11 protein-coding genes are annotated in these 12,676 nt (G+C 63.3%); 7 read left to right on the forward strand and 4 right to left on the reverse strand.

Annotation, left to right across the window (positions count from 1 at the left end; all coding sequences use genetic code 11):
- Positions 1–48: 48 nt before the first annotated feature.
- Positions 49–807, forward strand: a complete 759-nt coding sequence (locus tag AC1DX6_RS14000; protein WP_477314232.1) for a DUF502 domain-containing protein — start codon at positions 49–51, stop codon at positions 805–807.
- Here the strand turns inward: AC1DX6_RS14000 and recG are convergent.
- The gene (gene recG / locus AC1DX6_RS14005) at positions 759–2,867 is read right to left on the reverse strand and encodes an ATP-dependent DNA helicase RecG (RefSeq protein WP_477314234.1); all 2,109 of its coding nucleotides are present in this window, start codon (positions 2,865–2,867) and stop codon (positions 759–761) included. The two genes, AC1DX6_RS14000 and recG, sit on opposite strands and share 49 nt — an antisense overlap.
- A gap of 93 nt (positions 2,868–2,960) precedes the next feature.
- Here recG and AC1DX6_RS14010 point away from each other — a divergent pair, with 93 nt between their 5' ends.
- The 4 genes from AC1DX6_RS14010 (at position 2,961) to AC1DX6_RS14025 (ending at position 9,144) form a co-directional block, all read left to right on the forward strand.
- Entirely contained in the window at positions 2,961–3,248 is a 288-nt protein-coding gene (locus tag AC1DX6_RS14010) for an FAD assembly factor SdhE (protein ID WP_477314236.1), read from the forward strand.
- Positions 3,249–3,259: 11 nt separating this feature from the next.
- The gene (gene mfd, locus AC1DX6_RS14015; RefSeq protein ID WP_477314238.1) at positions 3,260–6,751 is read left to right on the forward strand and encodes a transcription-repair coupling factor; all 3,492 of its coding nucleotides are present in this window, start codon (positions 3,260–3,262) and stop codon (positions 6,749–6,751) included.
- A gap of 130 nt (positions 6,752–6,881) precedes the next feature.
- Positions 6,882–8,255 carry a class II 3-deoxy-7-phosphoheptulonate synthase gene (locus tag AC1DX6_RS14020; protein ID WP_477314240.1) on the forward strand — a complete coding sequence of 458 codons (1,374 nt, stop codon included), beginning with the start codon at positions 6,882–6,884 and terminating at the stop codon, positions 8,253–8,255.
- A gap of 184 nt (positions 8,256–8,439) precedes the next feature.
- Positions 8,440–9,144, forward strand: coding sequence for a hypothetical protein (locus AC1DX6_RS14025; protein ID WP_477314242.1), 705 nt, complete (start codon positions 8,440–8,442; stop codon positions 9,142–9,144).
- 12 nt (positions 9,145–9,156) lie between these two features.
- On the opposite strand, the gene AC1DX6_RS14030 is transcribed toward AC1DX6_RS14025, so the two are convergent.
- The 3 genes from AC1DX6_RS14030 to AC1DX6_RS14040 form a co-directional block, all read right to left on the reverse strand.
- Positions 9,157–9,921, reverse strand: a complete 765-nt coding sequence (locus tag AC1DX6_RS14030) for an RES family NAD+ phosphorylase (protein WP_477314244.1) — start codon at positions 9,919–9,921, stop codon at positions 9,157–9,159.
- On the reverse strand, positions 9,881–10,264 hold the full coding sequence (locus AC1DX6_RS14035) for an antitoxin Xre/MbcA/ParS toxin-binding domain-containing protein (RefSeq protein ID WP_477314246.1): 384 nt from the start codon (positions 10,262–10,264) through the stop codon (positions 9,881–9,883). The genes AC1DX6_RS14030 and AC1DX6_RS14035 overlap by 41 nt, the downstream gene beginning before the upstream one ends.
- A 104-nt stretch (positions 10,265–10,368) precedes the next feature.
- Positions 10,369–11,439 carry a GGDEF domain-containing protein gene (locus AC1DX6_RS14040; RefSeq protein WP_477314248.1) on the reverse strand — a complete coding sequence of 357 codons (1,071 nt, stop codon included), beginning with the start codon at positions 11,437–11,439 and terminating at the stop codon, positions 10,369–10,371.
- Positions 11,440–11,767: 328 nt separating this feature from the next.
- Between AC1DX6_RS14040 and AC1DX6_RS14045 the strand changes: the two genes are divergently transcribed.
- Together AC1DX6_RS14045 and AC1DX6_RS14050 are read left to right on the forward strand one after the other, a co-directional pair.
- Positions 11,768–12,187, forward strand: coding sequence for a GFA family protein (locus AC1DX6_RS14045; RefSeq protein ID WP_477314250.1), 420 nt, complete (start codon positions 11,768–11,770; stop codon positions 12,185–12,187).
- A 92-nt stretch (positions 12,188–12,279) separates the two neighbouring features.
- Positions 12,280–12,639 carry a diacylglycerol kinase gene (locus AC1DX6_RS14050; RefSeq protein WP_477314252.1) on the forward strand — a complete coding sequence of 120 codons (360 nt, stop codon included), beginning with the start codon at positions 12,280–12,282 and terminating at the stop codon, positions 12,637–12,639.
- Positions 12,640–12,676: the final 37 nt, after the last annotated feature.

Raw genomic sequence — 12,676 nt, forward strand, 5'->3', positions numbered from 1 at the left:
CTTTCCGGTTCACTAGTGTTGCGATGCAACCCGCGCCCCCGGTGACCCATGTCCGACGCTCCACGAACCTCCGGCATGACCCGGTTGAGGAATTATTTCCTGACGGGCTTTGTCGTCTGCGCGCCGCTGGCGATCACCGCCTATATCGCCTGGTCTGTGGTCGGCTGGGTCGATTCCTGGGTAAAGCCCTATATTCCGGCACGCTACAGCCCGGACACCTATCTGCCGTTCCAGGTTCCGGGTTTCGGGCTGATCGTGGCGCTGTTCCTGATCACAATGATCGGTTTCCTCACCGCCAACATCGTCGGCCGCGCCATCGTCAATTTCGGCGAGCGCCTGCTTGGCCGCATGCCGCTGGTGCGCGGCATTTATGGGTCGCTGAAGCAGATCTTTGAGACCGTGCTGTCGAACAAGGGCGACATGTTCCGCCAGGTCGGGCTGGTCGAATATCCGCGCAAGGGTGTCTGGTCGCTGGTTTTCGTCGCCAGCGAGAAGGAAACCGAGATCAACCAGAAGCTCGATCAAGAAGGCGACCCGCTGATCGCGGTGTTCATGCCATGCACGCCCAACCCAACCACCGGCTTCCTAATGTATGTGCCGAAATCCGACATCGTGCTGCTCGACATGACGATCGAGGACGGCGCCAAGCTGATCGTTTCGGCCGGACTGGTGGCGCCGGAGGTCAACGCCAAATTGGTGACGCTGAACGGCGAGCAGATCGATGGAGATCTCGCCAATCCAACGATCGGCGCTTTGTCTCAGCCGGCCCGCAGGAGCCGCACGGCTTCGTCCCGGCCGAACAGATAAAGCAATAGCCGCAGGGCTTCGCCGCGCTCGGACTGCAGTTCCGGATCGCGCGACAGGACCAGCCTGGCGTCGTCACGGGCAGCTTCCAGCAGGTCGGCATGCACTTCCAGGCGCGCCACCTGGAAGCCCGGCGTGCCGGATTGGCGGGTGCCGAGCAACTCGCCTTCGCCGCGCAGTTTCAGATCCTCTTCGGCTATGCGGAAGCCATCCTCGGTCTCGCGCATCACCGACAGGCGGCGCTTTGCCGTCTCGCCGAGCGGGTCCTTGTAGAGCAGCACGCAGGAGGAGGGCTTGTCGCCGCGCCCGACCCGGCCGCGCAACTGGTGCAGTTGCGCAAGGCCGAAACGCTCGGCATGTTCGATGACCATGATCGTCGCGTCGGGCACATCGACGCCGACCTCGATGACGGTGGTGGCGATCAGGATGCGGGTTTCGCCGACCTTGAAGGCGCGCATCGCTTCGTCCTTTTCGGCGCCTTTCATGCGGCCGTGGACAAGACCGATGCGGTCGCCGAACAAGGGCTCCAGCGAGGTAAAGCGGTCTTCAGCCGACATCAGCTTGATCTCTTCGGATTCCTCGACCAGCGGGCAGATCCAATAAATCTTCTGGCCATCGGCGACGGCGTCGAGCATGCGGCCGACCAGTTCGTCCAGCCGTTCGAGCGGCAGCGTAACGGTGCGGATCTGCTGTCGCCCGGCTGGCTTTTCCGTCAGCTTCGACACGTCCATGTCGCCAAAGGCGGTCAGTACAAGCGTGCGCGGGATCGGCGTTGCCGTCATCACCAGCATGTCAGGCGCGTCGCCCTTGGCGGTGATGGCAAGCCGCTGGTGGACGCCGAAGCGGTGTTGTTCGTCGACGACGGCGAAGACGAGGTCGTGGTAGGTCACCGTCTCCTGGAACAGCGCATGGGTGCCGACGACAAGGTCGATGTCGCCGCTGGCCAGACCGGCCAGTGTGTCGGTGCGTTCCCGGCCTTTCTCGCGGCCAGTGAGGATGGCGATGCGCAGGCCGGCTTGTTCGGCCAGAGGCGTGATTGTCGCCAGATGCTGGCGCGCCAGGATTTCGGTCGGCGCCATCAGCGCCGCCTGGCCGCCGGCTTCGACGGCGCGCGCCATGGCCAGCAGCGCGACCACCGTCTTGCCGGAGCCGACATCGCCTTGCAGCAGCCGCAGCATGCGTTCGGGATCGCCGAGGTCGGCGTTGATCTCGGCCAGGGCGAATTCCTGGCTTGATGTCAGCGAATAGGGCAGAGCCGCACGCAGTTTTTCGACGATGCGGCCGTCGCCGACCAGCGGCCGTCCCGACAGGCGTCGGACCTTTGCCCGCACCAGCGCCAGCGACACCTGGCCGGCCAAAAGCTCGTCATAGGCCAGACGCCGCCATGCCGCGCCATCGACGGAAACGTCGATTGGGTCGGCCGGATTGTGGATGCGGGTCAGCGCGTCGGCGAAGGCCGGGAAGGTGCGGCGGCGCAGGAATTCGGCGTCCTGCCATTCCGGCAGCACCGGCAGCCGGGCGAGCGCCTGGCCGATGGCGCGGCGCAGCACTTTGCCCGACAGCCCAGCCGTCAGCGGGTAGACCGGTTCGACCAGCGGCAGGTTCTCGGCGTCGCCGGCCAGCGCGATATGGTCGGGATGGACCATGGTCGGGCGGCCGTTGAACCATTCCATACGGCCGGAGACCACAACATGCTCGCCCACGGGCATGGCCTTTTCGAGATAGGCGGCATGGGCATGGAAGAAGGTCAGCCCGATCTCGCCGGTGTCGTCATGGGCGTAGACACGGTACGGCACCGAGCGGTTGCCGCGCGGCGGCGGCTGATGGCGGTCGATGCGCACCTCGAGGGTGACAATGGCGCCTTCGGCGGCAAGTGCGATGCCCGGCCGGTTGCGGCGGTCGATCACGGTGTGCGGCAGCACGAACAACAGGTCACCGGCGCGCGCGGCACGGTCACCGAGGTCGGCCGGCACGATTTTCTCGATCAGCGTGCCAACCTTCGGCCCGACGCCGGCAAGCGAAGTGATCGGGACAAACAGCGGATCGAGGATGGAAGGACGCATGATGTCAGCTTATGTCGCGACAGCCGCGGCGCAAGGCTGACACCGTCCTCTATCCACGCTATATGCGCCGTTCAAGAGCTGGGATGCGGTAAGATGACTGGAACAACACGATCAAGCGAGGGGCTCGACGCCCGCCGCCGTAAGCTGTTGTTCCGCTCCTGGCATCGCGGCATGCGCGAAATGGATCTTATCCTCGGCAGCTTCGCCGATGCCGAGATCGGCGCCTTGACCGATGACGAAATCGACCAATATGAGGGGCTCCTCGACATTCCCGACACCGAATTCCTGCCGATGGTCACCGGCGAACGCCCGGTTCCCCAGGAGATCGACTGTGCGGTCCTGCAAAAAATCCTGGCGTCCCGCCGGTCCATGACATTTTGAACGTGTAATCCATGAGCCTGATCCCCACCATCGGTCTGCCCAAAGGCCGCGCCGGCCAATTCATCGTCGACGGCGTCGCCGACGGCTACGAGGCGTTTGCGCTGGTGCAGGCGGCACTCGAGATCGCTGCGGACAAGCCGGTGCTGTTTGTGGCGCGCGACGGCCAGCGCCTGCCGTCGATCGTCGAGGCGCTGGCCTTTGCGGCGCCCGGCCTGCCGGTCCTGGAACTGCCGGCCTGGGACTGTTTGCCCTACGACCGCGTCTCGCCAGGTTCGGATGCTGCCGCCAAGCGGCTCGATGCACTGACGGCGATGATCGCGCTGGCCAAGAAGCCGCATCGCGCTGTCATCCTCACCACCGCCAATGCGCTGTTGCAGCGTATTCCGCCTGCGAATTTGGTCGAGTCGCAGACGTTCCACGCCAAGCCCGGCAATCAGATCGACATGAACGCGCTGGTGTCGCGGCTGGAAACCTCCGGCTTCGAGCGGGTGCCGACCGTGCGTGGCGTTGGCGAGTTCGCGGTGCGCGGCGGCATTCTGGACCTTTTCGCGCCCGGCTGGACCGAGGCGCTGCGGCTCGATTTCTTCGGCGACACGCTGGAATCGATCCGCGTCTTCGACGCCGCGACCCAGCGCACCACCGGCCAGCGCAAGTCGATGGCACTGCAGGCGATGAGCGAAGTGGCGCTGACGCCCGAAACCATCAGCCGTTTCCGCCGCTCCTACATCGAAGCTTTTGGCGCGCCGCAGCGCGATGACGGGCTTTATGCGGCGGTCAGCGAAGGCCGCCGTTTCGCCGGTATGGAGCACTGGCTGCCGTTCTTCTACGAGCGGCTGGAGACGGTGTTCGACTATCTGCCGGATACGCCGGTCATTTTCGACCATCTGGCGCATGAGGCGCTGGCCGAACGCCATACGCTGATCCTCGATCACTACGAGGCGCGCAAGAAGCAGGCTGACGGCGCGCTCAAGGACGCCGTGCCCTACAAGCCGGTGCCGCCGGACCTGCTTTATCTCTCGCCGGAAAACCTGGTGGCGTCGCTCGGACCGCGCGAAGCCATCGACTTCACGCCTTTCGATGCGCCCGATGCCGGCGCCAAAAAGGTCTACCATGCCGGCTCGCGCCATGGCCGCAGCTTTGTCGAAGAGCGCGCCGACCCCGGCATCAACGTCTTCGATGTCGTCGTCAAACACATTGCCGACGAGCGCGCGGCGCGCCGACGCATCGTCGTTGCCGGCTGGACCGAGGGCTCGCTCGACCGGCTCGGCCAGATCCTGGCAGAACATCATCTCGGCAATCTCAAGCAGGTTGCCACGCTGGCCGAAGCGGAAAAGCTGGAGCCGGGGCAGGCGGCGCTTGCCGTGCTGCCGCTCGAAGCCGGTTTCGAGACCGAAAAGCTGGTCGTCGTCGCCGAGCAGGACATTCTCGGCGACCGGCTGATCCGGCGCTCCAAGCGCAAGAAGCGCGCGTCCGATTTCATCGCCGAGGCCTCGTCATTGTCCGCAGGCGACATCGTCGTCCACGCCGACCACGGCATTGGCCGCTTCATCGGCCTGCGCACCATCGAGGCGGTCGGTGCGCCGCATGACTGCCTGGAAATCCACTATGCCGGCGACGACCGGCTGTTCCTGCCGGTCGAAAACATCGAGCTTCTGTCGCGCTATGGTTCGGATTCAGCTGAAGCCTCGCTGGACAAGCTTGGCGGCGGCGCCTGGCAGTCGCGCAAGGCGCGTCTGAAGAAGCGCCTGCTCGACATGGCCGGGCAGTTGATCCGCATCGCCGCCGAGCGCCAGATGCGCGCCGCACCGGCTTTGGTGCCGGCAGACGGCCTCTATGGCGAATTCGCCGCCCGCTTCCCCTATGAGGAAACCGACGACCAGCAGACGGCGATCGACTCGGTCAGAGACGATCTGGCCGCCGGCAAGCCAATGGACCGGTTGATCTGCGGCGATGTCGGCTTCGGCAAGACCGAAGTGGCGCTGCGCGCCGCCTTCATCGCGGCCATGGAAGGCTTTCAGGTCGCGGTCGTCGTGCCGACGACTTTGTTGTCGCGCCAGCATTTCAAGACGTTTTCGCAGCGCTTCTCCGGCTTGCCGATCCGCGTCGGCCAGGCCTCGCGGCTGGTCGGCGCCAAGGAACTGGCCGAGACCAAGAAAGGCATTGCCGAGGGCCAGGTCGACATCGTCATCGGCACCCACGCGTTGCTCGGGTCCGCGATCTCCTTCAAGAACCTCGGCCTGTTGATCATCGACGAGGAGCAGCACTTTGGCGTCAAGCACAAGGAGCGGCTGAAGGATCTCAAGACCGATGTGCACGTGTTGACGCTGTCGGCAACGCCGATCCCACGCACGCTGCAGCTGGCGCTGACCGGGGTGCGCGAACTGTCGCTGATCGCAACGCCGCCGGTCGACCGCATGGCGGTGCGCACCTTCATCTCGCCCTTCGATCCGCTGGTCATCCGCGAGACGCTTTTGCGCGAACGCTATCGCGGCGGCCATTCCTTCTACGTCGTGCCGCGCATCAGCGATCTCGCCGAAATCCATGATTTCCTGCGCGAATCCGTTCCCGAGCTGAAGGTGGCGGTGGCCAATGGCCAGATGCCACCCGGCGAACTCGACGACATCATGAACGCCTTCTATGACGGCCAGTACGATGTGCTTTTGTCGACGACGATCGTCGAATCCGGCCTCGATATCCCGACCGCCAACACGCTGATCGTGCATCGCGCCGACATGTTCGGCCTGTCGCAGCTTTACCAGCTGCGCGGCCGCGTCGGCCGCTCAAAGGTGCGCGCCTATGCGCTGTTCACGCTGCCGGCCAATCGCAAGCTGACCGACACCGCCGAGCGGCGGCTCAAAGTGTTGCAGTCGCTCGACACACTGGGCGCCGGCTTCCAGCTCGCCAGCCACGATCTCGATATCAGGGGCGCCGGCAATCTTCTGGGCGAAGAACAGTCGGGCCACATCAAGGAGGTCGGCTTCGAGCTCTACCAGCAGATGCTGGAGGAAGCGGTGGCCGAGGTGAAGGATTCCGGCGAGGTGCAGGACGGCGGCTGGTCGCCGCAGATTGCTGTCGGCACGGCGGTGATGATCCCGGAAAGCTATGTGCCGGACCTGCAGCTGCGGCTGGCGCTCTATCGCCGGCTTGGCGATCTCGAAAACACCGAGGAAATCGATGCCTTCGGCGCCGAGCTGATCGACCGCTTCGGGCCGCTGCCGGAGGAGGTGAAGCATCTGTTGAAGATCGTCTTCATCAAGGCGCTCTGCCGCAAGGCCAATGTCGAAAAGCTGGATGCCGGGCCAAAGGGCGTCGTCATCCATTTCCGCAAGCGCGAGTTTTCCAACCCCGTCGGGCTGGTCAAGTTCATCGGCGAGCAGGGCTCGCTGGCCAAAATCCGCCCGGACCACAGCGTCGTGTTCAGCCGCGACTGGGCGACTGCCGAAAAGCGGCTGGCCGGATCGGCGGTGGTAATGACGCAATTGGCGCGGCTGGCGGCGGCATAGCCGGCTCATTCGCCAGCGCTGAAATTCCGGTCTAGAATAGGAAATCGGCTTCGTGTATGGAGCCGCCACCCCATATAGGGGCTGAAATGGCGAGCGCGGGTGTTCGCTGGAAAGAGCGTTGGGTGCAACGATGACAAAATGGTCGCCGAATTCCTGGAGATCGATGCCGATCAAGCAGGTTCCTGCTTATCCGGATCTCACCGCGCTCAAGAACACGGAAGCTCAGCTCGCCACCTTTCCGCCGCTGGTTTTTGCAGGTGAGGCGCGCAAGCTGAAGAAGCAGCTTGCGGCTGTCGCTGCCGGTGACGCATTCCTTCTGCAGGGCGGCGATTGCGCCGAGAGCTTTGCCGAACATGGCGCGGACAATATCCGCGACTTCTTCCGCGTCTTCCTGCAGATGTCGGTGGTGCTGACCTTTGCCGGCGCGCAGCCGGTGGTCAAGGTCGGCCGTGTCGCCGGCCAGTTCGCCAAGCCGCGGTCGTCCGACAACGAGACCAAGGGCGAGGTGACGCTGCCGAGCTATCGCGGCGACATCATCAACGGCATCGAGTTCGACGCCAAGTCGCGTATTCCGGATCCCGCACGGCAGGAGATGGCGTACCGCCAGTCGGCGGCGACGCTCAACCTGTTGCGCGCCTTCGCGCAAGGCGGCTATGCCAGCTTGGAGAACGTGCACAGCTGGATGCTCGGCTTCGTCTCCGATAGCCCGCAGGGCGAGAAATACGAGTCGCTCGCCAATCGCATCACCGAGACGATGGACTTCATGAAGGCCGTCGGCATCACCTCGGAGACCAACTACGCGCTGCGCGAGACCGATTTCTACACCAGCCACGAGGCGCTGCTGCTCGGCTACGAGGAGGCGCTGACCCGCGTCGATTCGACTTCGGGCGACTGGTACGCAACCTCCGGCCACATGATCTGGATCGGCGATCGTACGCGCCAGCCCGACCATGCCCATGTCGAATATTGCCGCGGCATCAAGAACCCGCTCGGCCTGAAATGCGGTCCCTCACTGACGCCGGACGGTCTGCTGCAGCTTATCGACCTGCTCAACCCGGAAAACGAGCCGGGACGGCTGACGCTGATCGCGCGCTTCGGCTCCGACAAGGTCGCCGACCATTTGCCCAAGCTGGTGCGCGCGGTGAAGAAGGAAGGCCGCAGCGTCGTCTGGTCGTCGGACCCGATGCATGGCAACACCATCGAGGCCGCCGGCTACAAGACGCGGCCGTTCGACCGCATCCTCAAGGAGGTGCAGACCTTCTTCGAGGTGCATCGCGCCGAAGGCACGCATCCGGGCGGTATCCATGTCGAGATGACCGGCAAGAACGTCACCGAATGCACTGGTGGCGCCCGCGCCATCACCGCCGAGGAATTGCAGGATCGCTATCACACCCATTGCGACCCGCGCCTCAATGCCGACCAGGCGATCGAACTGGCATTCCTGGTGTCGGACCTGCTCAAGAAGAGCCATCCGGTGCAGCACAAGCAGGTTGCAAACGGCTAAGCCTGCCGGCTTATGTTGATCAAAAGCGCTGGAGAAATCCGGCGCTTTTTTGTTTCGCGGCGATGCATGACGGGCCGTCCTCACGCCCGCGCATACGAAAATGTGTTCGCACGCGACCATTGCAAAACCAAGATTGAGGCGGAACGCGGAAGCTCCGAGTTCTCACTATCCGGTCGCCAGCACCATGCGCCACGAGCATGCCATCATCCACCACCGCGCGCTTGACTTCTGGTCGGCGCGCGCTGCGGTCCTCGTCATCATCTGTCTGCAGCTTCTCGTCATCAACGACCTGTCGTTCGGGCCGCGTTGGCTGGCGCCCGCGATCGAGGCGACGCTGCTTGTGCCGCTGTCGATCGCGACGGCCTGGACACAAATGGCGACGCAGAAGGCCGTCGACCACGAGCATTGGTATGCGATCGGCCGGTTTCGCGTCTACATCCGCCGGACGGCGCTGGTCATGACAGGGGTCATCAGCATCATGAACTGCGGGGCATTGGTCCTGCTGGTCAAGGCGCTGCTCGAAGGGCATGCGGGCGCCGGAACGACGCTGCTGGTCGATGCGCTGAATATCTGGGTCACCAACGTCATCGTGTTCGCCTTGTGGTTCTGGAGCACTGACCGGGGCGGGCCGCCGACCTGCGGTCTGGTCAAGCGCGCGCAGGCCGACTTCCTGTTTCCGCAAATGACGCTGCCCGACCGCGAAACCCATGGCTGGCTGCCGGGTTTCATCGACTATGTGTTCCTGGCTTTCACCAACGCGACAGCGTTCTCGCCCACCGACACCTTGCCGCTCAGCCAGCGCGCCAAGCTGCTGATGATGGCGGAAGCGATGATCTCGCTGCTGACGATCGCGCTGGTGGCCGCGCGTGCCGTGAACATCCTCGCTTAGCGAGGCGGCGGTTTAGCGCCCGCGTTCCCAGCGCAACTCCTTCAGGCGAGGGTCGGAAAAAGCGGCCCTGGAAAACTCGATGCGCTTTTCCGGAAATTCGCCGATCGCCTGCACGCCGAAGGCGCCCAGGCGGATGCGCCAGGTCTGTGGTTCCAGCGGCTTGGCCTTGGCGAAACCCTTGCAGGTCAGAAGCGCGATGTTGGCGCCGGGGTCACGCGCCGAGCGGTAGCGGATCGCTTGCATGCCGGCCTCGCGCGCGACATCGGCAATGGCCTGGCAAGCGGCATAGTCGGTCGGATGCGTCCACGCCGCCGCATCGCGGTCGAGTGGTGGCCGCGTCAGGTCGATTGCTTTGTCGATACGTATCGCAGCCGCGAAGGCGGTGTATTCGGCGGCGTCGTGCGGCCAGGGTGTATCCGGCGATTCGGCAAAGAACAGCAGCCTGTAGAAGGCCATTTCGGCAACCGCGGTCATCATCGTTTCGGCGGCATAGTAGACGCCCAAGGTCTTGCCGGCGCGGCGGAAGCGCGAGCCGTGCGGATAGACCGAGCCGTAGCGGAACGGCGTCGCCAGGAGATAATGGAGATGCCGGCATTCGATCGGGATCTGCGGCTTGGTTTCCTCGATCAGCTCTTCCAGCAGCGCCTGCTCGTCGAGCGTGTCGACGACTTTCAATGTCGAGACACGGTGCTGCGCCTCGACCATGCGCCAGTATTTGCCGTCGAGGCGGACGGCTTCAGACGAGAGCGCGTCGGGAGTCCAGATAGGCAATGACATCGACAAGCCCGGAAATGGTCAGGATTTTTTCAAGCGGGCTGCCGTCGAACGCCGTATTGGCGTTCTTCAGCCACGCGCGGGCAACGGTCTCGTCACCGCCGACGATGGCGTCGAGCGAGCGGAACAGCCGCACGAACAGCACCGCCAGTTCGAACGGCTTGGTACCGCGCTCCAGCAGGAATTCCTGCCGGCGCATGCGTGAAACCGTGGCTTCCGAAACACCGATGACGGAAGCCAGCATCCTGGCGGTTATATCAAGAAGGTCGGCAGCGCGTAGTGTGGCCTTGGTCAGGACCGCATTTTCGGCTGCATTGGCAGCAATTCGAGGCTGTGTCACGGACATCGGTTTTCCATTTCTGTGGGAAATATAGTCCACAAAAATTCATATGGAAAGATGCTGGATCAAAACAATTCGAGGCGCGACCGACAACCCTTGCTGCGGAAGGGTCAGTCCTTCTTGTAAAGCAGCCAGCTTTTGCCGGCGCGGCCGGCCATTGCCGAATGCTTGGTCACGCGGTTGCGCCCGCTGACCTTGGAGCGATAGAGCGCCCGGTCCGCCTTGGTGTACAGGTCCTCGGCACTGTCGGCCTCGGATGCCATGCAGATGCCCATGGATACGGTGACGGTGCCGTAGTTGGTGCCGGTCTGGCTGCTGGTAAACGGCGTCTGTTCGATCAGCTGGCGGATGCGCTCGGCAATCTCGTAGGTGGTGTCCTCGCTGACACCCTCGATGATCAGCGCGAATTCCTCGCCGCCGGTTCGGGCCACGAACATGTCGCCGGCAATGCTGGTCTGAAAGATGTCGGCGACAATCTGGATGATCTTGTCGCCGACCGGGTGGCCGTAGCGATCGTTGATGTCCTTAAAGCGGTCGATGTCGGCGAGGATCAGGGCGTTGAACAGGATGCCCTTGTTGCTGGTGTAGATCCTGGTGATCTGCTTGTCGAAGGCGCGGCGGTTCCAGATATGGGTCAACGGATCGGTGTCGGCGAGCCGCTTGTACTCTTCGAGCTTGGACTTGACGCTTTCGAGTTCGGCCGTTTTGTCGCTCAGCGTGGTTGCAACCTGCTTGCCGTGGTCGATCGTCGAATTGGTGGCTGCCGATATGGCGCTGACGACCTTTTGCAGCAGATCCTGCGAAAGCAGGCTGCGATTGGAAAGCCCGCTCGACGTTTCGTCGAGGATCCTGCCGTATTTCTCGATATGGCTGCGTTCATTGCGCAGCAGCGAGGCGATGTCCTCGAGCTCGCTGGCAAGGACGTCGCGCGCCTGCTCGACAATGCCCGGACCATGGTGCTGCGCAAAGAAGGTGCGGCCGATCTTGTCCAGATCCTCTTGCGTCGGCCGGTTGCTCAACGAGACGACAGCAAGGCTGAGCTCGCGATTGGTGCCGTTCAGCGCTTCGTAGAAGATTTCATAGTTGCGCGGCAGACCGAGCACACCCAGCTGGCGCATGGTGGTCACAACGGTGGTTGCGATGTCTGCATTTCGGTCGGTCTGGACGGCTACCGGCTGCATGTGCTGTTCACTCTACCCTGGGAGCCTTCGCAGATCTGCGAGTGCAAGATGTCGCCGACGGGGCGTGAGCCGAATTCCAGGCCAAACTGCGAAAAGCCGCGTCCCCAATCACGACTTTCGCTGGCAAGGACCATAGATGCGGGGGCGCTAAAGTTTCCTTAATGTCACCTAGTTTCTCTACCTCAGGCTGCAAAAGGGTTGCTGCCCGTGTCGCGGGAATTCAAAACACGCCCACGCAGTGTCGCATTTGCCTGTACGCGGCGGCAGCGGAACTGGAATCCTGCCAGGGTGGCGAAACCATGAATGGCGCTATCGAATGGAGGCGGGGATGGATGACAATCACAGCGGATCGTGCCTGTGCGGGGCGGTGCGCTTCAAGACGCGGGGAGCTTTGCGAGGGGTGGTCTATTGCCACTGCTCGCAATGCCGCAAGCAGAGCGGGCATTTCTACGCCGCAACCAATGTCCTCGATGAAAACATCACGATAACGGGAACCGAGGGCATCACCTGGTACGAGGCGTCTTCGTTTGCCAGGCGCGGCTTCTGCAAGACATGCGGTTCGCTGCTGTTCTGGAAGCCGCGGCACGACGCCTATGTTTCGGTCATGGCCGGGCTGTTCGACAAGCCCACCGGGCTCGAGGGTCAGTGCCACATCTTCGTCGGCGACAAGGGCGACTATTATGCGATCGACGACGCGCTGCCGCAGTTCGAGAAGTCGACGCCGTCGGTCAAGGTGGCCGAGGAGTGACAGTGCGGGCCCATGATTTTTGAAGCAGCTGCCTTATTCCCTTGATCCGGCCATTGCGTTATCCCCTGCCGGTGATTCTAGGGGATTTGAGCATGCAGCGGCTTATCGATGCTTTCTTCAATTCAGTGCGGGCGTTTCGCAAGCTGGCCGCCAGCGAAAAGGCTTTTCAGCAGGAGCTGATGCTGCTGGTGCTTGCCTTGCCGCTTGGCTGGTTTGTCTCGGTGTCGTGGCGCGGCTACGCGCTGCTGATCGGCGCGGTGCTGCTTTTGATCATGGTCGAGGTTCTGAACACCGGCATCGAGGCAGCCTGCGATGCGTTCAGCCGGGAGTTCAACGTCGATATCCAGCTGGCCAAGGATTGCGGTTCGCTGGCGGTGCTGATTTCGGTGCTGATCGTGGCCGGCGTCTGGGGCATCGCCATCATCGAGCGCATCACCGGACTACCGATCTGACACCTCAGGCACTACATGACGGTATCCAAAGGAGACT

This window comes from Mesorhizobium sp. P2_C4, assembly GCF_056404575.1.